This window comes from Citrobacter sp. RHBSTW-00944, assembly GCF_013615435.1.
In the GTDB taxonomy this organism is placed as follows: domain Bacteria; phylum Pseudomonadota; class Gammaproteobacteria; order Enterobacterales; family Enterobacteriaceae; genus Citrobacter; species Citrobacter braakii.
This window is the reverse complement of the sequence record NZ_CP055418.1, coordinates 2,209,676-2,230,366: the sequence shown is the minus strand read 5'-3', so window position 1 is coordinate 2,230,366 and position 20,691 is coordinate 2,209,676. Positions and strand designations below refer to the sequence as shown.

The 20,691-nt window shown below is 52.1% G+C and carries 28 protein-coding genes; 19 read left to right on the top strand and 9 right to left on the bottom strand.

The genetic code is table 11. The features are described 5' to 3' along the window. Window positions 1-2 precede the first annotated feature (2 nt). Window positions 3-554 (bottom strand): YmfL family putative regulatory protein, encoded by a 552-nt coding sequence (locus HV334_RS10690; RefSeq protein WP_045445262.1) that lies wholly within the window; start codon window positions 552-554, stop codon window positions 3-5. Next, complete coding sequence (locus tag HV334_RS10685) at window positions 547-792, bottom strand: Cro/CI family transcriptional regulator (protein ID WP_000205493.1); 246 nt, start codon at window positions 790-792, stop codon at window positions 547-549. The genes HV334_RS10690 and HV334_RS10685 overlap by 8 nt, the downstream gene beginning before the upstream one ends. A gap of 101 nt (window positions 793-893) precedes the next feature. On the opposite strand from HV334_RS10685, the gene HV334_RS10680 reads away from it, so the two are divergent. From HV334_RS10680 to HV334_RS10630, 11 genes are all read left to right on the top strand, one after another. Next, window positions 894-1,520, top strand: a complete 627-nt coding sequence (locus HV334_RS10680; RefSeq protein WP_048217445.1) for a LexA family transcriptional regulator — start codon at window positions 894-896, stop codon at window positions 1,518-1,520. A 995-nt stretch (window positions 1,521-2,515) separates the two neighbouring features. Continuing rightward, the gene (locus HV334_RS10675; protein ID WP_001515608.1) at window positions 2,516-2,887 is read left to right on the top strand and encodes a hypothetical protein; all 372 of its coding nucleotides are present in this window, start codon (window positions 2,516-2,518) and stop codon (window positions 2,885-2,887) included. Between the two features lie 56 nt (window positions 2,888-2,943). Next, the gene (locus HV334_RS10670) at window positions 2,944-3,771 is read left to right on the top strand and encodes a DUF2303 family protein (RefSeq protein ID WP_181216600.1); all 828 of its coding nucleotides are present in this window, start codon (window positions 2,944-2,946) and stop codon (window positions 3,769-3,771) included. Window positions 3,772-3,899: 128 nt separating this feature from the next. Further along, entirely contained in the window at window positions 3,900-4,439 is a 540-nt protein-coding gene (locus tag HV334_RS10665) for an HD family hydrolase (protein WP_181221672.1), read from the top strand. Beyond that, window positions 4,427-4,603 carry a hypothetical protein gene (locus HV334_RS10660; RefSeq protein WP_001253787.1) on the top strand — a complete coding sequence of 59 codons (177 nt, stop codon included), beginning with the start codon at window positions 4,427-4,429 and terminating at the stop codon, window positions 4,601-4,603. The genes HV334_RS10665 and HV334_RS10660 overlap by 13 nt, the downstream gene beginning before the upstream one ends. Then, a complete protein-coding gene (locus tag HV334_RS10655) occupies window positions 4,600-4,854 on the top strand; it encodes a hypothetical protein (RefSeq protein WP_181221670.1) in 255 nt (84 codons plus the stop codon). Before HV334_RS10660 ends, HV334_RS10655 begins: the two co-directional genes overlap by 4 nt. Next, complete coding sequence (locus HV334_RS10650) at window positions 4,851-5,195, top strand: hypothetical protein (RefSeq protein WP_181221668.1); 345 nt, start codon at window positions 4,851-4,853, stop codon at window positions 5,193-5,195. The genes HV334_RS10655 and HV334_RS10650 overlap by 4 nt, the downstream gene beginning before the upstream one ends. After that, a complete protein-coding gene (locus HV334_RS10645) occupies window positions 5,188-5,661 on the top strand; it encodes a class I SAM-dependent methyltransferase (RefSeq protein WP_048241184.1) in 474 nt (157 codons plus the stop codon). The genes HV334_RS10650 and HV334_RS10645 overlap by 8 nt, the downstream gene beginning before the upstream one ends. Window positions 5,662-5,664: 3 nt before the next feature. Next, window positions 5,665-5,967, top strand: a complete 303-nt coding sequence (locus HV334_RS10640) for a hypothetical protein (protein WP_181221666.1) — start codon at window positions 5,665-5,667, stop codon at window positions 5,965-5,967. Between the two features lie 41 nt (window positions 5,968-6,008). After that, window positions 6,009-6,245, top strand: a complete 237-nt coding sequence (locus HV334_RS10635; RefSeq protein WP_048241187.1) for an excisionase — start codon at window positions 6,009-6,011, stop codon at window positions 6,243-6,245. Next, complete coding sequence (locus HV334_RS10630; RefSeq protein WP_181221664.1) at window positions 6,235-7,377, top strand: phage integrase Arm DNA-binding domain-containing protein; 1,143 nt, start codon at window positions 6,235-6,237, stop codon at window positions 7,375-7,377. Before HV334_RS10635 ends, HV334_RS10630 begins: the two co-directional genes overlap by 11 nt. A gap of 113 nt (window positions 7,378-7,490) precedes the next feature. On the opposite strand, the gene icd is transcribed toward HV334_RS10630, so the two are convergent. Beyond that, entirely contained in the window at window positions 7,491-8,741 is a 1,251-nt protein-coding gene (icd, locus tag HV334_RS10625; protein ID WP_003030769.1) for an NADP-dependent isocitrate dehydrogenase, read from the bottom strand. A gap of 202 nt (window positions 8,742-8,943) precedes the next feature. Here icd and rluE point away from each other — a divergent pair, with 202 nt between their 5' ends. From rluE to purB, 5 genes are read left to right on the top strand one after another with little or no spacing between them, the layout of a single operon-like run. After that, window positions 8,944-9,567, top strand: a complete 624-nt coding sequence (rluE, locus tag HV334_RS10620; RefSeq protein WP_049040526.1) for a 23S rRNA pseudouridine(2457) synthase RluE — start codon at window positions 8,944-8,946, stop codon at window positions 9,565-9,567. A gap of 13 nt (window positions 9,568-9,580) precedes the next feature. Then, window positions 9,581-10,042 (top strand): NUDIX hydrolase, encoded by a 462-nt coding sequence (locus tag HV334_RS10615; protein ID WP_016153407.1) that lies wholly within the window; start codon window positions 9,581-9,583, stop codon window positions 10,040-10,042. Window positions 10,043-10,095: 53 nt separating this feature from the next. Continuing rightward, window positions 10,096-11,202, top strand: a complete 1,107-nt coding sequence (gene mnmA, locus HV334_RS10610) for a tRNA 2-thiouridine(34) synthase MnmA (RefSeq protein ID WP_003832402.1) — start codon at window positions 10,096-10,098, stop codon at window positions 11,200-11,202. A 34-nt stretch (window positions 11,203-11,236) separates the two neighbouring features. Further along, entirely contained in the window at window positions 11,237-11,878 is a 642-nt protein-coding gene (hflD, locus tag HV334_RS10605; RefSeq protein WP_016153409.1) for a high frequency lysogenization protein HflD, read from the top strand. Between the two features lie 3 nt (window positions 11,879-11,881). Further along, complete coding sequence (gene purB / locus HV334_RS10600) at window positions 11,882-13,252, top strand: adenylosuccinate lyase (protein WP_181221662.1); 1,371 nt, start codon at window positions 11,882-11,884, stop codon at window positions 13,250-13,252. Window positions 13,253-13,326: 74 nt separating this feature from the next. Here purB and ruvB read toward each other — a convergent pair whose 3' ends face one another. The 6 genes from ruvB to aspS all read right to left on the bottom strand — a co-directional run bounded on the left by ruvB (window position 13,327) and on the right by aspS (window position 18,583). After that, on the bottom strand, window positions 13,327-14,337 hold the full coding sequence (gene ruvB, locus HV334_RS10595; RefSeq protein ID WP_016153411.1) for a Holliday junction branch migration DNA helicase RuvB: 1,011 nt from the start codon (window positions 14,335-14,337) through the stop codon (window positions 13,327-13,329). Between the two features lie 8 nt (window positions 14,338-14,345). Next, on the bottom strand, window positions 14,346-14,957 hold the full coding sequence (gene ruvA, locus HV334_RS10590; protein WP_181221660.1) for a Holliday junction branch migration protein RuvA: 612 nt from the start codon (window positions 14,955-14,957) through the stop codon (window positions 14,346-14,348). A gap of 80 nt (window positions 14,958-15,037) precedes the next feature. Continuing rightward, the gene (gene ruvC / locus HV334_RS10585; protein WP_003034867.1) at window positions 15,038-15,559 is read right to left on the bottom strand and encodes a crossover junction endodeoxyribonuclease RuvC; all 522 of its coding nucleotides are present in this window, start codon (window positions 15,557-15,559) and stop codon (window positions 15,038-15,040) included. A 34-nt stretch (window positions 15,560-15,593) separates the two neighbouring features. After that, a complete protein-coding gene (locus HV334_RS10580; protein ID WP_016153413.1) occupies window positions 15,594-16,337 on the bottom strand; it encodes a YebC/PmpR family DNA-binding transcriptional regulator in 744 nt (247 codons plus the stop codon). A 28-nt stretch (window positions 16,338-16,365) separates the two neighbouring features. Continuing rightward, window positions 16,366-16,809 carry a dihydroneopterin triphosphate diphosphatase gene (nudB, locus tag HV334_RS10575; protein WP_016153414.1) on the bottom strand — a complete coding sequence of 148 codons (444 nt, stop codon included), beginning with the start codon at window positions 16,807-16,809 and terminating at the stop codon, window positions 16,366-16,368. Window position 16,810: 1 nt separating this feature from the next. Continuing rightward, window positions 16,811-18,583 carry an aspartate--tRNA ligase gene (gene aspS, locus HV334_RS10570; RefSeq protein ID WP_016153415.1) on the bottom strand — a complete coding sequence of 591 codons (1,773 nt, stop codon included), beginning with the start codon at window positions 18,581-18,583 and terminating at the stop codon, window positions 16,811-16,813. Between the two features lie 264 nt (window positions 18,584-18,847). Here aspS and HV334_RS10565 point away from each other — a divergent pair, with 264 nt between their 5' ends. Genes HV334_RS10565 through HV334_RS10555 form a run of 3 tightly spaced genes read left to right on the top strand, consistent with a single transcriptional unit; the run spans window position 18,848 to window position 20,677 of the window. Then, window positions 18,848-19,414: a hydrolase gene (locus HV334_RS10565; protein WP_181221658.1), complete on the top strand. Its 567-nt coding sequence runs from the start codon at window positions 18,848-18,850 to the stop codon at window positions 19,412-19,414. Continuing rightward, window positions 19,411-20,229, top strand: a complete 819-nt coding sequence (locus HV334_RS10560) for a DUF72 domain-containing protein (RefSeq protein ID WP_181221656.1) — start codon at window positions 19,411-19,413, stop codon at window positions 20,227-20,229. The genes HV334_RS10565 and HV334_RS10560 overlap by 4 nt, the downstream gene beginning before the upstream one ends. A 52-nt stretch (window positions 20,230-20,281) precedes the next feature. Continuing rightward, complete coding sequence (locus HV334_RS10555; protein WP_016153418.1) at window positions 20,282-20,677, top strand: MAPEG family protein; 396 nt, start codon at window positions 20,282-20,284, stop codon at window positions 20,675-20,677. Window positions 20,678-20,691 lie beyond the last annotated feature (14 nt).

The window sequence follows — 20,691 nt, the reverse complement described above, 5'->3', positions numbered from 1 at the left end:
GATTATTTCTCCATACTCGAAGAGTTGTTCGCCAAGGCGCCCGGAGCTGCACACTCGCGGGCGTCACTCTTTTCTGGAAGGCAATAAACTCGTGAAATCAGGTTCAGGAACGTCATAAGCGTTACCCGGAACTGGTAGGCGATTTCATTCAGGCTGTCCCACTCCCCTTTATCAACTACACCATCATCGATGTATCGACGGTATGCGTTGACCAGATCCCCAAGCCTGCCCACCAGCTCAGCCAGCTTTAAGCCAATTTCTTCGTTCTCTGTTTCTGGTGCTGCGCCAGGGATATGAATACCGTTATCTGTTTGACGAGAAAACGCATCTGCTATGTAGCTAACACCGGCTGCTTTCTGTAGCACCATCGCCCATCCCATAGGGAAGATCTGATCCCCATCCACACGAAGGCGGTTAAACAATGCGTTCTCTGTCACGCCCAACCATTCCGCAGCTTCGGCGTAGCCACCAGGCAGATCGGTAATCGTCTTTTTAATCGCGACCACCAGCCAGGCTGGCTGACGTTCGACTTTCCAAATAGGTTCGTTACCCACGGTTTATTCCTTTTTCCTGTGGTTTGAGTTTTACTGAAGCTTCACTACGCTTTTCGTAAAGGTCGGGATGGAAAACCAATTTCCCCCCAGTCCGATAGGCTGCTTCTGCTGCACGTCCTTTCGGGATTAGGCGACCAGTTCTATTACGCCACTGGTAAACGGCCTCGCTTGTGATTCCAAAAAATTCGGCAACTTTCTCAGTACTGCCGAAGTAGTTTTCAATGTCATCGGTTGTCATAATGCCTCCTCAGCTAAGTTTGATTAGATATTAATAACCAATCTAACTTTGGTCAATAAAAACTAAGATTGCTTAGCCTTTTAATTTTTTATGGTGTTCAAATGGAAACTGTCGGTCAGCGTATCAAAGCTCTCAGGCGCGTAACCAAAACTTCGCAGAAAGAACTGGGTAAGTTCTGTGGTGTTAGCGATGTGGCGGTTGGGTATTGGGAAAAAGACATTAATGTGCCAGGCGGTGAGTCACTTTCGAAACTTGCAAAGTATTTCAATACTTCAATTGATTACATACTCTATGGCACTGAATTCGAAGGAAATCTGATAACCAAGATGCGAAGGATTCCGGTGATCTCTTGGGTTCAGGCTGGACAGTTTACAGAATGTAAAGCAGCAGAAGTTTTCAGTGAAGTAGATAAGTGGGTAGAAACATCACTCAGGATTGGTGATAGCTCCTTTGCATTGGAGGTCAAAGGTGATTCGATGACAAACCCTAATGGTCTTCCGACAATCCCTGAAGGGGCAACAGTCATAGTGGACCCTGATGCAGAGCCACTTAATGGAAAGATAGTCGTAGCCAGACTTGATGGGACAAACGAGGCTACTGTAAAAAAACTAGTCATCGATGGGCCTCAAAAGTTCTTAGTTCCCTTAAATCCACGCTATCCAAACATTTCAATAAACGGTAATTGCCTGATCATCGGAGTTGTCAAAGGCGTTCAGTACGAGCTTTAACCCACCTCTAACCTTCCTCTTAACATCAAGCTAAGAATAGTTTGGTGTTTTTTCTTGATCTAAAAGCTAAGTTAAGTTAGATTTCATTCATCAGTAGCGAACAGGCAGGACGCCCACGAAGTAGCCGCCGGTGGCGTATGAATAACCGGATGATTCGCTGACAGGTGTCTTCGGGAGGGGTTGCGAAGCTGGCTTGACCACCAGCAACAGAAACTCAGCCACGATACGGAGCCGTTAACCCACGGCGTGGAGTGTAAATACCGTAGGGGTTGTAGCTGGTTGGTCGCCAGCGCCCCGCCCGAAGATACCTACCACCGCGCCTGATGTGGTTAAAAGCAGGCTAAAGCAATAACAAGTAACTCCCTGTTCTGGCGGCCCGGTGTTTTCCCACTTGTCCGGTAACCGCCAGCCTTTTTCAGGGCGCAACGACGAGAGCATTGACGAGCAAGGCATAAGTGCTGGTTCGATTCCAGACAGTCCCATTCAGTTGGGAGGGTTGGGCAGGGAAAAGGTTCGTTCGATTCGAACACCGGCAGTGCTCTCTTCGTTGTGGTAAATGGCGGGGCTGACCGTCAAACGGTTGAGAAAAGATAAGCAGGCGAAACGTTCTAAGCGAACATACGGACTGATCGAACGCGGATGGAACGGGCGGTTACGATATTGAAACACCGCGCCACTGAGCTGGAGTTCAGCACCAGCAACCACAACCAAATCACGCTTAGGACCGTGATAACCGTAGTTCCAGTATTGCTGTGTGTAGTCTTGGCGGTACCAGGGTCTTCAACCTTATGCAAGGGGGACGAAGATAATGTTCTATCTCGGTACCGCCCTTTTTACGCAACAGAAAAGGGCATCACCGGGCGACGGGCTCATAACCCAATCCACCCGGGTAAAAAGAAAGCGGTATCTGCAAGCCGCCGACCAATGCAGGTGCCCTTCTCTGTTGTGTATGGAGAAAGTTCGGCGGTGGCAGCCGCCTTAACGAGGGTAAAACCATGAGTAATGACCGCATGACCGTAGTGCCAGATTTTCTTGGCGAACTGGATGCCGGCGTGTTCATGAACAAAATCGCGGCAGCACTTAATACCACCGCGCTTGGGGTTCTGAACAACGGCAACAAAGGCAAAGTAGTCCTCACATTTGATTTTGAGCGCATGGGTAATTCCGTTGAAGAGAAGCGCGTCAAGATCAAGCACAAGCTGAACTACAGCACCCCAACACCGCGTGGTAAAGCCTCCGAGGAGGACACAACCGAAACCCCGATGTGGGTCAACAAAGGCGGGAAGCTCACCATCCTGCAAGAAGATCAGGGTCAGCTGTTCGGGATCACTGGCGCGGTAGATGGAAAGCTTAAAGCGGCTCAATGATCCGCAACAACAAACTCATTGATACCAATTTGATCATCAGTTAATAAGGAATTTTTATGTCTCAGTTAGACAGCGGCACCTTCAAGCAGGTCAAAGACCTGGTTCTTTCCGGTTATCACCTGAATGATATTCATGGCCTGGCCTGCCCGACCGCATTACTGCCAGAGGGTACTGGCATTGAAAGCCTCGAGCGCTTTTCTCTGGAGCGTTTCCGCTTTCGTGGTGCAATGACCACAACCAGTATTGATGACTTCGCACGTTATTCTAAAGGTTACGCCAGCGACAGTGAGCCAGCTCGTTGCTTTATTGACGCTGACAACATGACCGCTCGTTCAGTGTTCAACATCGGCACCCTGGATAATCCCGGTCACGCCGATAACGTTGCTTCAATCACCCTGAAGAAAACCGCCCCGTTCCGCGCGCTACTGCAGATCGATGGTCAACGCCTGAAGCAAAAGCAAATCGCCGAATGGCTGGAAGACTGGAGCGATTACCTTCTGGCGTTTGATGCTGATGGCAATACGATGCAGATTTCCCAGGCTGCTCAGGCTGTGCGTCGTATCACTATTCAGCAAGCAACACAGCAAGACCATGAAACTGGTGATTTCGCTGGTAAAAAATCGCTGATGCAAAGCGTTGAAGCAAGCAGCAAAGACGTAATGCCTGTGGCGTTCGAGTTCAAATGTGTGCCGTATGAAGGTCTGGGCGAACGCCGCTTTAGCTTGCGTAACAGCCTGCTGACCAGCGATGAACCCTGCTTTGTTCTGCGCATCGTCCAACTTGAAGCCCAGGAAGAAGAGATCGCCAACGAATTCCGCGATTTGCTGATCAGCAAGTTCGAAGGTGAATCAGTGGAAACTTTCATCGGTAACTTTAAAGCCTAATTGCTCTGCATTAAATCCCCGGCGCCGCGGGGATTTATTGAAGCGTAATTCCATTAATTATCGCCACCCGGCGAGGGATTCTTGCAACCAAAATCTGCGCGGTGCAGCGCGCCAATATGGAGAAAACCATGAGCTACATTCAGACATTATCCGGTAAAAAATTTAACTACCTGACCGCCACAATCGACGATATCGATGTTGAGGATATCGCGACTGCTCTTTCCAACATCTGTCGATTCGCTGGGCATCTCCCAGAGTTCTATAGCGTGGCTCAGCACTCTGTGCTTGTAAGCCAGATTGTGCCGCCAGAGTTCGCCTTTGAAGCGCTGATGCACGACGCTGCGGAGGCATATTGCCAGGATATTCCGGCCCCGCTCAAAGCCTTGCTGCCTGACTACCAGCGCATGGAAACTTATATTGATGGTCTTATCCGCTTTAAATTCGGTATCCAGCTTGAGCAAGCTGCCGTCGTGAAATATGCCGATCTAACCATGTTAGCTACCGAGCGCCGTGATCTGGAAATAGATGACGGTTCGAAGTGGCAAATTCTTGAAGGTATTCCCTGCTCTGATCTCGTTCAGGTTATCCCCCTCCGTCCTGGTCAAGCCTATGGCCTGTTCATGAATCGCTTTAACGAACTTGTGGAGCTGCGCCAATGCGCCGCATGAAGGTAAAAGAACTCGTTGCGGAGGCTTTTGCCTCCGTTGCTGAATTGCCACCAAAGCATGCACCGCTTATGCGCGAAGTAGCCACCAGACTGGAAGCTACGTTCGCAGCATTAAAAGAGTCTCTGGTGCAACTGGAACAGGAACGTAAAGGTAAAACGCCATGACCGTATTTGAATATCTCCAGGCTCATCCGAATACCACCAGCGGTGAAATCGCCAAAGGTATGAACAAAACGACGCCCGCGGTCGCTGGCGCATTATCGCAACTCTATGGCACCGGCCGGATCGTGAAGTCTGGTGTTCGCAAGGGCATTCCAACATACCGTGTTAACGATATGCCGTTTGGGTGCAGTAACAGCCTAACCATGATGTTTAACCAGTTATTGAATAGAGCCAGACAGGGAGCAACACAATGAGTAAATCACTGAACGCACGTTGCATCCGTCGCTGGACTGTCGAATTTAAAAGCTGCTGCGATTCAAAATACGGTCCGTACTGGCGTAAGCACCACCTTCGCAGTTACATCCGGGAATGCGCCCTGACCACCGCTGATTGCATGGTCGAACGTATGGCTGAGGATAATGCGATGGTAGATTTTCAGGGGGCTAATCGAGGATGGTCGCCGGAGTTCTCTGCCTGGTACCACGAACGCCGTGAACAGTATCTCAAAGAGGCGCGCGACTATCTGAACGAAGACGCCACCAATGACGAGATCGACGAGGAAATCCAGAACGAGCTGGAGGCCTGGAATGGTTGAGCACTCCATTCTCGATATGTGCTGTGGCTCCCGCATGTTCTGGTTCAACAAGCAGGACACCCGCGCCGTTTTCACTGATATTCGCGCCGAAGAGCACGAGCTGTGCGACGGTCGGCGCCTGGTTATCAGTCCCGACCTGATTTCAGACTTTCGTTCACTGCCGTTCGCTGATTCTTCTTTTCCAGTTGTGGTGTTTGACCCACCGCACCTCGAGCGCGTTGGCCAGTCTGCCTGGATGGGCAAAAAATACGGGCGACTGAACAAAAAAACGTGGCGCTCTGACTTACGCGCCGGTTTCAAAGAGGCTTTTCGCGTACTGCGGCCACATGGCGTGCTCATATTCAAATGGAACGAGACGCAGATCCCGGTTAGCCAGATTCTGGCGCTTACAGATGTGAAACCTGCAATTGGACAGCGTACCGGGAAGAACGACAAAACCCACTGGATTATTTTTGTGAAGGACTAACTCATGGCAACTAACAACCACCCGGTGCAAGGTCCTGTATCACTCGATCGCCTGCACCAGATACGCGAACACCTGCAGCATGATACCCAGTACTCAAACGGAGGGAACAGAGCTTACATTCTCGCTGATATGTTGAAGGTGGTAGATGAGGTGTTGGCAGGTAGGAACGCCGAGCCAGTGGCAGATGTCGTTGCCTGGCACAAAGAAGGTGAAGAAAGAACCTGCGATATCCGATGGCGTCGTCACGATGTTGCGCCAGGACCGCTCTATGCTGTCCCACCTATGCCAGCTAGCAGTAAATTATAATTTTGTAAGCCCGGGTGCAGCCGGGTTGTATGGAGAAAATAATGTCGCGAATGATCCCCTTACTTGACTGGGCAAAAGAGGAATTTGGAGAGCAAGCACCAAGTGAACGCATATTGAAAAAATATGCAAAGGGAAAAATGATGGCTCCTCCAGCAATTAAGGTTGGTCGCTGCTGGATGGTTGATCGTAATGCTCGATTTGTAGGGATGCTTGCAGAACCGAAAATTCCGACTTCGGCCAGCCCAAGATTACAACGGATAATTGCTGATGGCTGCTAGACCACGCACTCACAAAATACCAATCCCTAACCTGTACTGCAAGTTGGATAAGCGCACCGGTAAGGTATATTGGCAATATAAACATCCTATTTCAGGTCGTTTTCACAGCCTTGGAACCGATGAATCCGAGGCTAAACAAGTCGCCACAGAAGCTAACATAATCATAGCTGAACAGCGAACTAGGCAGATCCTGAGCGTGAATGATCGCCTGGCACGGATGAAAGGCAGGCGCACTGAGATTACTGTTACTGAGTGGCTCGATAAATACATAGGCATTCAGGAGGAAAGGCTTAAAAATAACGAGCTTAAACCAAACTCCTTTCTTCAAAAAGGTAAGCCTGTTCGTTTATTCAGAGAACACTGTGGCCTGCAACATCTAAAGGATATTTCAGCCCTCGATATTGCAGAAATAACGGATACCATTAAAGCCGAAGGCCACAATCGCATGGCTCAGGTAGTCAGAATGGTGCTCATCGATGTTTTTAAAGAGGCGCAACATGCTGGACACGTTGCCCCCGGATACAATCCGGCGCAAGCCACTAAGCAACCGAGAAACAGAATAACAAGGCAGCGTCTTTCCTTTGAAGAATGGAGCGTTATTTATAAGACGGCGGGACAGCAGCAACCTTATCTTCAGTGTGGCATGTTATTAGCACTAATCACTGGTCAGCGTCTTGGTGATATATGCAATATGAAGTTCACCGATGTATGGGATGACATGCTCCATATCGAGCAGGAAAAAACAGGTTCTCGTCTGGCTATTCCATTAGATCTTAAATGCGAGGTGCTGGGCCTCACTCTCAGAGATGTTATTTCAAAATGTCGGGATGCGGTTGTCAGTAAATATCTTGTTCATTTCAGGCACACCACATCCCAGGCCAATAGAGGTGATCGAGTGTCGAGCAACTGCCTGACATCCACTTTTAAAAAAGCCAGAGACAAAAGTGGCCTGGAGTGGAAAAACGGTACGCCCCCAACTTTCCATGAACAGCGTTCTTTATCGGAGCGACTGTATCGTGAACAGGGTCTGGATACTCAGAAACTACTGGGTCACAAGACCAGAAAAATGACGGATAAATATAACGACGATCGAGGGAAAGGCTGGGTCGTTGTTGGGGTAAAAACGGGGTAAAAACGAGGGGGTTTTGGGGAAGAGTTTTGGGGAAAGTTTTGGGGAAGAATTTTCGAGGGCATAAAAAAACGGGAACCAATCGGCTCCCGTTCTCATACAACCCAGAATGTGGATTACATGTTTTCGATGATCGCGTCACCAAACTCTGAACATTTCAGTAGCTTAGCGCCGTCCATCAGACGTTCGAAGTCATAGGTTACGGTCTTGGCGTTAATTGCGCCTTCCATACCTTTAACGATCAGGTCAGCCGCTTCTACCCAACCCATGTGGCGCAGCATCATTTCAGCGGACAGAATAATGGAACCTGGGTTCACTTTATCCTGACCTGCATACTTCGGTGCAGTACCGTGGGTTGCTTCGAACAGCGCACATTCGTCGCCGATGTTCGCGCCCGGCGCGATACCAATACCACCAACCTGTGCGGCCAGCGCATCGGAGATGTAGTCGCCGTTCAGGTTCATACAGGCAATCACATCATATTCAGCCGGACGCAGCAGGATCTGTTGCAGGAACGCATCGGCGATAACATCCTTAACCACGATCTCTTTGCCGGTTTTCGGGTTCTTGATTTTCACCCAAGGACCGCCGTCGATCAGTTCACCACCGAATTCTTCACGCGCTAACTGGTAGCCCCAGTCTTTGAACGCGCCTTCGGTGAATTTCATGATGTTACCTTTGTGTACCAGGGTAACAGAATCACGATCGTTAGCGATGGCGTATTCGATCGCCGCACGGACCAGACGTTTAGTCCCTTCTTCAGAACACGGTTTGATACCAATACCGCAATGCTCCGGGAAGCGGATTTTCTTCACGCCCATCTCTTCGCGCAGGAATTTAATCACTTTCTCGGCATCTGCAGAGTCCGCTTTCCATTCGATACCTGCGTAGATATCTTCGGAGTTTTCACGGAAGATGACCATGTCGGTCAGTTCAGGGTGCTTAACCGGGCTAGGCGTGCCCTGGTAATAACGCACCGGGCGCAGGCAGACATACAGGTCAAGTTCCTGACGCAGGGCAACGTTCAGAGAGCGAATACCGCCGCCAACTGGGGTGGTCAGTGGGCCTTTGATGGCAACACGATATTCACGAATCAGATCAAGGGTTTCAGCAGGCAGCCAGACGTCCTGGCCATAAACCTGAGTGGATTTCTCGCCGGTGTAGATTTCCATCCAGGAGATTTTACGCTCGCCTTTATAGGCTTTCTCGACAGCAGCATCGACAACTTTGATCATCGGTGGGGTTACATCAACGCCGATACCGTCGCCTTCAATGAACGGGATAATCGGATTTTCAGGAACGTTGAGTTTGCCGTTTTGCAGGGTGATCTTCTTACCTTCCGCCGGAACAACTACTTTGCTTTCCATTCACCTCTCCTTCGAGCGCTTCTGGTTCTGCTCGTCTGTCATCGCGCTGCATGTGCGTTTGCGTCCTGCTGCACGAATGCGTTAGAGCAATTTTTTGTTAATGTTTTGTAATGAGCATGTCAATACTACCCTAATGTTCGTCGCCATGAAAGACACTCGTTCTTAGGCTATAATGCGGCAATTGATATAATCTGAAAATACCATGCAAAAAACTTCTTTTAGAAATCACCGGGTTGAGCGATTCAGCTCACGACAAGTCACCAAACAGCGTAAAGAAAACCAGCCAAAACGCGTGGTTTTGTTCAATAAACCCTACGATGTTTTGCCACAATTTACTGACGAGGCGGGCAGAAGCACGTTAAAAGATTTTATTCCCGTGCCGGGAATCTATGCTGCGGGCCGACTCGACCGGGACAGCGAAGGACTTTTGGTGCTGACCAATGACGGCGCGCTGCAGGCGCGGTTAACGCAACCCGGCAAGCGCACGGGGAAAATCTATTACGTCCAGGTCGAAGGCGAGCCGACAGCAGAAGCGCTGGATGCGCTGCGTACCGGGGTGACGCTCAATGATGGTCCCACGCTACCCGCAGGTATTGAAATAGTAGAGGAACCCACCTGGCTGTGGCCGAGAAATCCGCCTATTCGGGAACGGAAAAATATCCCCACCCGTTGGCTGAAAGTTACTTTATATGAAGGCCGTAACCGCCAGGTTCGTCGTATGACAGCGCATGTTGGATTCCCGACGCTGCGCCTCATCCGCTATGCCATGGGAGATTACACGCTGGAAAATCTCGCCAACGGTCAATGGCGGGATGCAACTAACTGAATAAGGAACAGGTATGTTCAAACCGCACGTCACGGTCGCCTGCATTGTGCATGCAGAAGATAAGTTCTTAGTCGTTGAGGAAACAATCAATGGCAAAGCCCTGTGGAATCAACCTGCAGGACATCTGGAAGCGGATGAAACCCTGGTGCAAGCCGCCGCTCGCGAACTGTGGGAAGAGACGGGCATCAAAGCGCAGCCGCAACACTTCATCCGGATGCATCAATGGATTGCGCCGGACAAAACGCCCTTTTTACGTTTTCTGTTTTCTATCGAGCTTGCCAATATGTGCGCTACTGAACCTCATGACAGCGATATAGATTGCTGCCGCTGGGTCAGCGCAGAAGAGGTTCTCTCAGCGCCAAATCTGCGTTCGCCGTTGGTTGCGGAGAGTATTCGTTGCTATCAGAGCGGACAGCGCTACCCGCTGGCGATGATCGGCGAATTTAACTGGCCGTTTACAGAGGGTGTCAAGTAAGGGGCTGCGTGCTAGAATATGCCGCCTTGAAGTTCAATGTCGTGAGTATTCCTATGTCTGAAAGCCCAAAAAAAGTGATCGTCGGCATGTCCGGCGGTGTCGATTCCTCCGTTTCTGCCTGGCTGTTGCAACAACAGGGTTATCAGGTAGAAGGCCTGTTCATGAAGAACTGGGAAGAGGACGATGGCGAGGAATATTGCACAGCGGCCGCCGATCTTGCGGATGCGCAGGCTGTCTGTGACAAACTCGGCATTGAACTGCATACCGTCAACTTTGCCGCAGAATACTGGGACAACGTCTTTGAACTGTTCCTTGAAGAGTACAAAGCGGGCCGTACGCCAAACCCCGATATTCTGTGCAATAAAGAAATCAAGTTTAAAGCCTTCCTCGAGTTTGCCGCCGAAGATTTAGGTGCCGATTATATCGCCACCGGTCACTACGTGCGCCGCGCCGACGTCGACGGCAAAAGCCGCCTGCTGCGTGGACTCGATGGCAATAAAGACCAGAGCTATTTCCTCTACACGCTCGGTCATGAACAAATCGCGCAAAGCCTGTTCCCGGTCGGCGAACTGGAAAAACCGCAGGTGCGTAAAATTGCCGAAGATCTCGGTCTGATTACGGCCAAGAAAAAAGACTCAACCGGTATCTGCTTCATCGGCGAACGTAAGTTCCGCGAGTTTCTCGGTCGTTACCTGCCGGCTCAGCCTGGCAAAATCATCACCGTTGATGGCGAAGAGATTGGCCAACATCAGGGGCTGATGTACCACACGCTGGGTCAGCGTAAAGGTCTGGGCATTGGCGGGACGAAAGAAGGCACGGAAGATCCGTGGTACGTGGTGGATAAAGACGTCGAGAACAACATTCTGGTTGTTGCTCAGGGTCATGAACACCCGCGTCTGATGTCCGTTGGCCTGGTGGCGCAACAGCTGCACTGGGTCGATCGCGAACCGTTCACCGGCACAATGCGCTGCACGGTGAAAACCCGCTATCGTCAGACCGACATTCCGTGCACCGTTAAGGCGCTGGATGCTGAGCGTATTGAAGTCATTTTCGACGAGCCAGTCGCGGCGGTAACGCCGGGTCAGTCGGCTGTCTTTTACAATGGCGAAGTGTGCCTCGGCGGCGGCATTATCGAACAACGATTGCCTCTGCCGGTATAATTACTTACACATCTAATACAAGGAAGCAGTGAACGTGGCAAAGAATTATTATGACATCACCCTCGCTCTGGCAGGCATTTGTCAGTCGGCACGCCTGGTGCAGGAACTGGCGCACCAGGGGCATTGTGATGCCGATGCATTGCACGTTTCACTGAACAGTGTCATCGACATGAATCCCAGCTCTACGCTGGGCGTGTTTGGCGGCAGCGAGGCCAACCTGCGTTTAGGTCTGGAAACGATGCTCGGCGTGCTCAACGCCAGCAGTCGTCAGGGGCTGAACGCGGAACTCACCCGCTACACGTTAAGCCTGATGGTGCTGGAGCGTAAGCTGTCAGCCGCTAAAGGCGCGATGGACACGCTGGGAGACCGCATCAACGGCTTGCAGCGCCAACTGGACCATTTTGATTTGCAGTCAGAAACGTTGATGAGTGCGATGGCAGGCATTTATGTTGACGTCATCAGCCCACTCGGCCCACGTATTCAGGTTACGGGCTCCCCGGCCATCCTTCAGAGCCCACAGGTTCAGGCTAAAGTACGCGCTTCCCTGCTGGCTGGCATTCGCGCTGCCGTGCTCTGGCATCAGGTTGGTGGAGGCCGTCTGCAACTCATGTTTTCTCGTAATCGCCTGACGACTCAGGCTAAACAAATTCTTGCTCATTTAACCCCGGAGTTGTGATCTATGGAATTATCCTCACTGACCGCCGTTTCCCCTGTCGATGGACGCTACGGCGATAAAGTCAGCGCGCTGCGCGGGATTTTCAGCGAATACGGTTTGCTGAAATTCCGTGTACAAGTTGAAGTACGCTGGCTGCAAAAACTGGCCGCGCACGCAGCGATCAAGGAAGTTCCTGCTTTTGCTGCCGACGCAATCGGTTTCCTTGATGCGATTGTCGCTAACTTCAATGAAGAAGATGCTGCGCGTATCAAAACCATTGAGCGTACGACCAACCATGACGTGAAGGCAGTTGAGTATTTCCTGAAAGAGAAAGTGGCGGATATCCCGGAACTGCACGCTGTTTCCGAGTTCATCCACTTCGCGTGTACCTCAGAAGACATCAACAACCTGTCTCACGCGCTGATGCTGAAAACCGCCCGTGACGAAGTGGTTCTGCCGTACTGGCGCAAGCTTATCGACGCGGTGAAAGATCTTTCCGTCCAGTATCGCGATATTCCTCTGCTCTCCCGTACCCACGGTCAGCCAGCCACCCCGTCTACGCTGGGCAAAGAAATGGCTAACGTGGCTTACCGTATGGAGCGTCAGTACCGCCAGCTCAATCAGGTCGAAATTCTCGGCAAAATCAACGGTGCAGTCGGTAACTATAACGCCCACATCGCCGCTTATCCGGAAGTGGACTGGCATCAGTTCAGCGAAGAATTTGTCACCTCGCTGGGCATCCAGTGGAATCCGTACACCACACAGATTGAGCCGCACGACTACATTGCCGAGCTGTTTGATTGCATCGCCCGTTTCAATACTATCCTGATCGACTTCGACCGCGATGTCTGGGGTTACGTGGCGCTGAACCATTTCAAACAGAAAACCATCGCGGGTGAAATTGGTTCCTCCACCATGCCGCACAAGGTGAACCCAATCGATTTCGAAAACTCCGAGGGTAACCTGGGCCTGTCTAACGCGGTTCTGCAGCATCTGGCGAGCAAACTGCCGGTCTCCCGCTGGCAGCGCGATCTGACGGACTCTACCGTTCTGCGTAACCTGGGCGTGGGGATTGGCTATGCGCTGATCTCTTATCAGTCCACGCTGAAAGGTGTGAGCAAACTGGAAGTGAACCGCGATCATCTGCTGGACGAACTGGATCATAACTGGGAAGTGCTGGCAGAGCCGATCCAGACCGTGATGCGTCGCTATGGCATTGAAAAACCATACGAGAAGCTGAAGGAACTGACCCGCGGCAAACGCGTTGACGCCGAAGGTATGAAGCAGTTTATCGACGGTCTTGCGCTGCCTGAAGACGAGAAAACGCGCCTGAAAGCAATGACGCCGGCCAATTACATTGGTCGCGCCATCACCATGGTTGATGAACTGAAGTAATCTGTTTTACGCCTGTCAGGCCTGCATCATATCGTAGGCCTGCCAGGCGTAGCGCCATCAGGGATTATTGAATCTTATGGCATTTCCGGCGGTGTAATACCAAAGTGGTTCCACGCCCGCACCGTTGCCATTCGTCCGCGCGGAGTTCGCTGCAGAAAACCTTGCTGAATCAGATACGGCTCCAGCACGTCCTCAATGGTTTCACGCTCTTCCCCAATCGCCGCCGCCAGGTTATCCAGTCCTACCGGTCCGCCGAAGAACTTATCGATAACCGCCAGCAGCAGCTTACGGTCCATATAATCGAATCCTTCCGCATCCACATTGAGCATATCCAGTGCCTGAGCGGCGATATCTGCTGAAATTGTGCCGTCATGCTTCACTTCGGAGAAGTCGCGTACCCGGCGTAATAAACGGTTGGCGATACGCGGCGTACCACGGGCGCGGCGTGCCACTTCCAATGCGCCTTCATCGCTCATTTCCAGTCCCATAAAGCGGGCGCTGCGTCCAACAATGTGCTGCAGGTCTGCCACCTGATAGAATTCCAGGCGCTGTACTATACCGAAGCGGTCACGCAGCGGAGACGTTAACGAACCGGCGCGCGTCGTCGCCCCGATCAGGGTAAACGGCGGCAGATCGATCTTAATCGAACGTGCGGCTGGTCCTTCGCCAATCATGATATCCAGCTGATAATCTTCCATCGCCGGATACAGCACCTCTTCCACCACCGGCGACAGGCGATGGATTTCATCGATAAACAGCACATCGTGCGGTTCAAGGTTGGTGAGCATTGCCGCCAGATCGCCCGCTTTTTCCAGTACCGGACCGGAAGTGGTGCGCAGATTAACGCCCATTTCATTGGCAACAATATTGGCAAGCGTGGTTTTACCGAGACCTGGAGGACCGAAAATCAGCAGGTGATCGAGGGCTTCACCGCGCAGCTTCGCCGCCTGGATAAAAATCTCCATTTGCGAACGCACCTGAGGCTGGCCAATATACTCTTCCAGCAATTTGGGGCGGATCGCGCGATCCACCAGATCTTCAGGGGTCGTGCTGACAGCCGAAATCAGGCGATCTGCTTCAATCATCCTTTACCTCACAATGCCGCGCGAAGCGCTTCACGAATCAGGGTTTCACTGCTGGCATCAGGGCGAGCAATTTTGCTCACCATGCGGCTGGCTTCCTGTGGTTTATAGCCTAACGCCACCAGCGCAGCAACCGCTTCCTGCTCGGCGTCATCCGTTGCAGGATTGGCCGGAGAGGTCAGGACCAGGTCCGCCGCCGGCGTGAAGAGATCGCCATGCAGGCCTTTAAAGCGGTCTTTCATTTCCACAATCAAACGCTCTGCGGTTTTCTTACCTATGCCCGGTAATTTCACCAGCGCGCCAAGCTCTTCGCGCTCAACGGCATTAACGAACTGCTGTGCAGACATACCGGAGAGGATCGCCAGCGCCAGCTTCGGCCCGACGCCATTGGTTTTGATTAACTCTTTAAACAGCGTGCGTTCTTGTTTGTTGTTAAAACCATATAGCAGTTGAGCGTCTTCACGCACCACAAAATGGGTGAAGATAATCGCTTCCTGCCCGGCTTCCGGCAACTCGTAGAAACAGGTCATCGGCATATGGACTTCATAGCCTACTCCGCAGGTTTCCAGAAGGACCAGCGGGGGTTGTTTTTCAAGAATGATGCCTCTGAGTCTGCCTATCACGTGACGCTCCTGCGTTAAGGGCTAAAAGGTAATGCGCTATCATAAAAAAAGGCTGGATAGATATCCAGCCTCATTTGTCACTAACGTAACCGACCTCGCGCCAGATTCAGCCGCGACTCGCTCATTTGCATGGCGTTCTGGCTGACGTGGCAATGGGTAATAGCAATCGCCAGCGCATCCGCGGCATCCGCCTGCGGATTTGCCGGGAGTTTTAGCAGCGTGCGCACCATATGCTGAACCTGGCTTTTTTCCGCGCTGCCGATACCCACCACGGTCTGTTTTACCTGGCGGGCCGCGTATTCAAAGACCGGAAGATCCTGATTGGTAGCCGCAACGATCGCCACGCCGCGCGCCTGCCCCAGCTTTAGCGCCGAGTCGGCATTCTTCGCCATAAAGACCTGCTCAATGGCAAAATAGTCGGGCTGGAACTGGGTGATGATTTCCGTCACGCCCGCATAAATCAACTTCAGACGTGATGGAAGATCGTCGACTTTGGTGCGAATGCAGCCGCTACCGAGGTAGGTCAGCTGTCTGCCGACCTGACGGATTACGCCATAACCGGTGATGCGCGACCCCGGATCAATGCCGAGAATGATAGACATCACGCATCTCCTGTTAGTTTATGGCTTAACCACATCATTCGAGCGTTGCAGCAACCTCATCGGAGATTTCGCCGTTGTGGTAAACTTCCTGCACGTCGTCGCAGTCTTCCAGCATATCGATCAGACGCATCAGCTTCGGTGCCGTTTCTGCATCCATATCCGCTTTGGTGGAGGGGATCATAGACACTTCAGCCGCGTCCGCTTTCAGACCAGCCGCTTCCAGCGCATCACGCACTTTGCCCATCTCTTCCCACGCGGTGTAAACGTCAATCGCGCCGTCGTCGAAGGTCACAACGTCTTCAGCGCCCGCTTCCAGTGCCGCTTCCATAATGGCGTCTTCGTCGCCTTGTTCAAAAGAGATCACGCCTTTTTTGCTAAACAGGTAAGCTACGGAACCGTCGGTACCGAGGTTGCCGCCCGTTTTAGTGAATGCGTGACGCACTTCCGCAACGGTACGGTTACGGTTGTCAGACAGACACTCAATCATAACGGCTGTTCCGCCAGGACCGTAACCTTCATAGATGATGGTTTCCATGTTCGCATCATCGTCGCCACCAACACCACGCGCGATTGCACGGTTCAGGGTGTCACGGGTCATGTTATTTGCCAGCGCTTTATCAACCGCGGCGCGCAGACGTGGGTTAGCATCCGGATCGCCGCCGCCCAGTTTGGCTGCTGTCACCAGCTCACGAATGATTTTGGTGAAAATTTTACCGCGTTTAGCATCCTGCGCTGCTTTACGATGTCTGGTGTTGGCCCATTTACTATGACCTGCCATAAATAATCTCTCCAAAAAGCGCGCCTTCTCAGGCGACGTTAATTACAAACTCTTCAATCGCCTGCCGGTTACTCCACGACTTGGTTAACTGCGCGGCTTCGTGCGCATTAACCCAACGGTAGGTCAGATGTTCGGTGAACACGATCTCTCGTTCAGAGGGAAGTGCCAGGCAAAACCAGGATTCAGTATTACGCTCAATTCCCGGCGCATAGCGATGACGTAAATGGCTAAAAATCTCAAATTCCACCGTGCGCTGACAGTCAATTAAGGTCAGTTGCTCAGTCGCAACATCAATGGCGACCTCTTCCTTTACTTCGCGCATCGCGGCTTGCGACGCGGTTTCACCCTCTTCAAGGCTGCCGGTGACCGACTGCCAGAAATCAGGATCGTCGCGTCGCTGTAACATCAGCACTCTCCCGGTGTCCTTTGCATAAATCACGACTAACACCGAGACAGGCTGTTTGTATCTCATATCAGTTATTCTCGGCCTTCTTAACAACCTGAATGCTCAGTTCCGCCAGCGCGGCTTCATTGGCAAAGCTTGGTGCTTCAGTCATCAGACATGCTGCAGCCGTGGTTTTCGGGAAGGCAATAACGTCACGAATGTTGTCAGTACCGGTCAGCAGCATAGTCAGACGATCCAGACCAAACGCCAGGCCCGCATGCGGCGGTGTACCGTATTTTAGCGCATCCAGCAGGAAGCCGAACTTCTCGCGCTGTTCTTGCTCGTTAATGCCCAGAATGCCGAATACAGTCTGCTGCATATCACCGTTGTGAATACGCACGGAACCACCGCCCACTTCATAGCCGTTGATGACCATATCGTACGCGTTGGCAACCGCGTCTTCCGGCGCAGCTTTCAGCTCAGCGGCAGTCATGTCTTTTGGCGCGGTGAACGGGTGGTGCATCGCGGTCAGACCGCCTTCACCATCGTCTTCAAACATCGGGAAGTCGATAACCCACAGCGGCGCCCATTTGGCTTCGTCGGTAATGTTCAGGTCTTTGCCCAGTTTCAGACGCAGCGCGCCCATCGCGTCGGCAACCACTTTCTTGTTGTCGGCACCGAAGAAAATCATGTCGCCGTCTTGCGCACCAGTACGCTCCAGAATCGCGTCTACGATTTCTGCGTTCAGGAACTTAGCAACCGGGCTGGTGATGCCTTCCAGGCCTTTCGCACGCTCGGTGACTTTGATGTAAGCCAGACCTTTCGCGCCGTAAATCTTAATAAAGTTACCGTAATCGTCGATCTGCTTACGGCTTAAGCTCGCACCGCCCGGTACACGCAGGGCAGCCACGCGGCCTTTCGCATCGTTCGCCGGACCAGAGAACACGGCGAACTCAACGCCTTTCACCAGATCGGCAACGTCAACCAGTTCCATCGGGTTACGCAGGTCTGGTTTATCGGAACCGTAACGACGCTCGGCTTCGGCAAAGGTCATGATCGGGAAATCACCCAGATCCACACCTTTAACTTCCAGCCACAGGTTACGCACCAGCGCTTCCATCACTTCACGCACCTGCGGCGCGGTCATGAAGGAAGTCTCAACGTCGATCTGAGTAAATTCAGGCTGACGGTCAGCACGTAAGTCTTCATCACGGAAGCATTTTACGATCTGATAGTAGCGGTCAAAACCGGACATCATCAGCAGTTGTTTAAACAGCTGAGGAGACTGCGGCAGCGCGTAGAACTTACCTTTATGAACACGAGAAGGAACCAGGTAATCGCGCGCGCCTTCCGGCGTAGCTTTGGTCAGCATCGGAGTTTCGATGTCGAGGAAGCCGTGATCGTCCATAAAACGACGCACCAGGCTGGTAATTTTGGCACGCGTTTTCAGGCGCTGCGCCATTTCAGGGCGACGCAGATCCAGGTAGCGATACTTCAGTCGCGCTTCTTCAGTGTTTACATGGTTAGAGTCCAGCGGCAGCGAGTCTGAACGGTTGATGATGGTCAGATCGGAGGCCAGCACTTCAATTTCGCCAGTCGCCATATCGGCGTTGACGTTTTTCGCGTCACGCGCACGCACGGTGCCCGTAACCTGGATACAGAACTCATTACGCAGTTCGGAGGCCAGCTTTAACGCATCCGCACGGTCCGGATCGAAAAATACCTGCACGATACCTTCGCGGTCGCGCATATCGATAAAGATCAGGCTACCAAGATCACGACGACGGTTGACCCAACCACACAGAGTCACCTGCTGCCCCTCGTGGGACAGACGTAGCTGCCCGCAATATTCTGTACGCATGAGATATCCCTTAACTTTGCCGCAGGCGGATTGTCACCTGTCTCGCAGGTGACGAAGTCGCAGCTTTAGCTGAATGTCACAACTGAATGAAAAAAGGCGGCTATTATACTGGAAATTCTGCCGCACGATAAGTCCGGTACTGACTGTACGCCTGTTTCCTGGACGGGCATTGCGTAATCTCACAAAAAATAACAAAAATTGTCGTCCCTTTCACACTGATTCGCGATTAAGGTGTAACGGAATTCTTTTTTTACTGGAGTGATCATGCTGGAACTGAACGCAAAAACAACCGCTCTTGTTGTTATTGATCTACAGGAAGGTATCCTGCCTTTCGCTGGCGGCCCACACTCGGCAAACGACGTGGTTGCCCGCGCCGCGCAGTTGGCGGAAAAATTCCGTGCCCACGGTTCCCCGGTGGTAATGGTGCGCGTCGGCTGGTCTGACGATTATGCCGAAGCGCTGAAACAGCCAGTTGATGCTCACGCTCCGGCCAAAGCGTTACCCGAAAACTGGTGGAATTACCCGGGCGCTCTGGGTAAATGCGCCAGCGACCTCGAAGTGACCAAACGCCAGTGGGGAGCTTTCTACGGCACCGATCTGGAATTACAACTGCGTCGTCGGGGCATCGAGACCATCGTCCTGTGCGGCATTTCCACAAATATTGGCGTGGAGTCAACGGCGCGAAATGCGTGGGAGCTGGGTTTTAATCTGATCGTTGCAGAAAACGCCTGTAGTGCCGCCAGCGCTGAGCAACATCAGGGCAGCATGACGCATATTTTCCCGCGTATCGCACGCGTACGCAGCGTGGATGAGATCCTGCAAGCGCTATGATTTATATCGGTTTACCCCAGTGGGCGCATCCCAAATGGGTGCGTCTGGGGATCACCAGCCTTGAAGAGTATGCCCGCCACTTTAACTGTGTGGAGGGCAATACCACGCTGTACGCGCTGCCAAAAGCCGACATTGTGGCCCGCTGGCATGCGCAGACTACCGATGCGTTTCGATTTTGTTTTAAGTTTCCGGCCACCATTTCGCATCAGGCCGCGCTGCGTAATTGCGATGACCTGGTACAAGAGTTTTTCACGCGCATGTCGCCACTTGAATCACGCATTGGACAATACTGGCTGCAATTACCCGCAACTTTTGGCCCGCACGACACGCCAGCCTTGTGGCAGTTTCTCGATGCGCTCCCCAAATCCTTTACCTACGGTGTGGAAGTTCGCCATCCGGACTTTTTTGCCAAAGGCGAAACAGAGCAGCTATTCAATCGTGGCCTACATGAGCGCGGGGTAAATCGGGTGATTCTGGACAGTCGACCGGTACATGCCGCCATACCACATACTGAAGCGATACGCGACGCCCAGCGCAAGAAGCCAAAGGTTCCGGTGCATGCGGTGGTGACGGCAAACCATCCGATGGTACGCTTTATCGGCAGCGATAATATGGCACAAAACAGCGCGCTTTTTGCCGTCTGGCTGACCAAGCTGTCGCAATGGCAACAAACCACAACGCCGTATCTGTTTTTACATACCCCGGATATCGCGCAGGCCCCGGAGCTTGTCGATACGCTATGGGCAAATTTACGCAGCGCCCTGCCAGAGATCGGATCAGCGCCGTCTATTCCACAGCAATCTTCTCTTTTCTGAAAATGCCACCTATCATAGTCAATGCCATCAGCCATTTTAAAAGGGAGTTTGTATGGTAAGCGCGCTTTATGCCGTATTGGGTGCGTTATTGTTAATCAAGTTCTCCTTTGACGTCGTTCGCCTGCGCATGCAATACCGCGTTGCATATGGTGACGGAGGTTTTAGCGAACTACAAAGCGCTATCCGCATTCACGGTAATGCGGTGGAATATATTCCCGTCGCATTGGTGCTGCTGTTATTTATGGAAATGAACGGCGCTGAAACGTGGATGGTGCATATTTGCGGGCTGATTTTGATTGCCGGACGACTGATGCATTATTACGGATTCCATCACCGGCTTTTCCGCTGGCGCCGTTCAGGCATGAGCGCGACCTGGTGTTCGCTGTTGCTAATGGTGCTGGCGAATCTTTGGTATATGCCCTGGGAGTTGGTTTTCTCCCTGCATTAGCGCACAATACGCCA

Excerpts from the sequence above, each read along its gene's own strand:
- HV334_RS10640 (WP_181221666.1), top strand. The coding sequence starts at position 5,665 with ATGGCAACTAACAACCACCCGGTGCAAGGTCCTGTATCACTCGATCGC.
- HV334_RS10660 (WP_001253787.1), top strand. The coding sequence starts at position 4,427 with ATGCGCCGCATGAAGGTAAAAGAACTCGTTGCGGAGGCTTTTGCCTCC.
- mnmA (WP_003832402.1), top strand. The coding sequence starts at position 10,096 with ATGTCTGAAAGCCCAAAAAAAGTGATCGTCGGCATGTCCGGCGGTGTC.
- icd (WP_003030769.1), bottom strand. The coding sequence starts at position 8,741 with ATGGAAAGCAAAGTAGTTGTTCCGGCGGAAGGTAAGAAGATCACCCTG.
- HV334_RS10645 (WP_048241184.1), top strand. The coding sequence starts at position 5,188 with ATGGTTGAGCACTCCATTCTCGATATGTGCTGTGGCTCCCGCATGTTC.
- HV334_RS10615 (WP_016153407.1), top strand. The coding sequence starts at position 9,581 with ATGTTCAAACCGCACGTCACGGTCGCCTGCATTGTGCATGCAGAAGAT.
- rluE (WP_049040526.1), top strand. The coding sequence starts at position 8,944 with ATGCAAAAAACTTCTTTTAGAAATCACCGGGTTGAGCGATTCAGCTCA.
- nudB (WP_016153414.1), bottom strand. The coding sequence starts at position 16,809 with ATGAGATACAAACAGCCTGTCTCGGTGTTAGTCGTGATTTATGCAAAG.
- HV334_RS10685 (WP_000205493.1), bottom strand. The coding sequence starts at position 792 with ATGACAACCGATGACATTGAAAACTACTTCGGCAGTACTGAGAAAGTT.
- HV334_RS10635 (WP_048241187.1), top strand. The coding sequence starts at position 6,009 with ATGTCGCGAATGATCCCCTTACTTGACTGGGCAAAAGAGGAATTTGGA.
- HV334_RS10630 (WP_181221664.1), top strand. The coding sequence starts at position 6,235 with ATGGCTGCTAGACCACGCACTCACAAAATACCAATCCCTAACCTGTAC.
- HV334_RS10555 (WP_016153418.1), top strand. The coding sequence starts at position 20,282 with ATGGTAAGCGCGCTTTATGCCGTATTGGGTGCGTTATTGTTAATCAAG.
- purB (WP_181221662.1), top strand. The coding sequence starts at position 11,882 with ATGGAATTATCCTCACTGACCGCCGTTTCCCCTGTCGATGGACGCTAC.
- HV334_RS10670 (WP_181216600.1), top strand. The coding sequence starts at position 2,944 with ATGTCTCAGTTAGACAGCGGCACCTTCAAGCAGGTCAAAGACCTGGTT.
- HV334_RS10680 (WP_048217445.1), top strand. The coding sequence starts at position 894 with ATGGAAACTGTCGGTCAGCGTATCAAAGCTCTCAGGCGCGTAACCAAA.
- aspS (WP_016153415.1), bottom strand. The coding sequence starts at position 18,583 with ATGCGTACAGAATATTGCGGGCAGCTACGTCTGTCCCACGAGGGGCAG.
- ruvB (WP_016153411.1), bottom strand. The coding sequence starts at position 14,337 with ATGATTGAAGCAGATCGCCTGATTTCGGCTGTCAGCACGACCCCTGAA.
- HV334_RS10655 (WP_181221670.1), top strand. The coding sequence starts at position 4,600 with ATGACCGTATTTGAATATCTCCAGGCTCATCCGAATACCACCAGCGGT.
- HV334_RS10650 (WP_181221668.1), top strand. The coding sequence starts at position 4,851 with ATGAGTAAATCACTGAACGCACGTTGCATCCGTCGCTGGACTGTCGAA.
- HV334_RS10675 (WP_001515608.1), top strand. The coding sequence starts at position 2,516 with ATGAGTAATGACCGCATGACCGTAGTGCCAGATTTTCTTGGCGAACTG.
- HV334_RS10565 (WP_181221658.1), top strand. The coding sequence starts at position 18,848 with ATGCTGGAACTGAACGCAAAAACAACCGCTCTTGTTGTTATTGATCTA.
- HV334_RS10665 (WP_181221672.1), top strand. The coding sequence starts at position 3,900 with ATGAGCTACATTCAGACATTATCCGGTAAAAAATTTAACTACCTGACC.
- HV334_RS10580 (WP_016153413.1), bottom strand. The coding sequence starts at position 16,337 with ATGGCAGGTCATAGTAAATGGGCCAACACCAGACATCGTAAAGCAGCG.
- HV334_RS10560 (WP_181221656.1), top strand. The coding sequence starts at position 19,411 with ATGATTTATATCGGTTTACCCCAGTGGGCGCATCCCAAATGGGTGCGT.
- ruvC (WP_003034867.1), bottom strand. The coding sequence starts at position 15,559 with ATGTCTATCATTCTCGGCATTGATCCGGGGTCGCGCATCACCGGTTAT.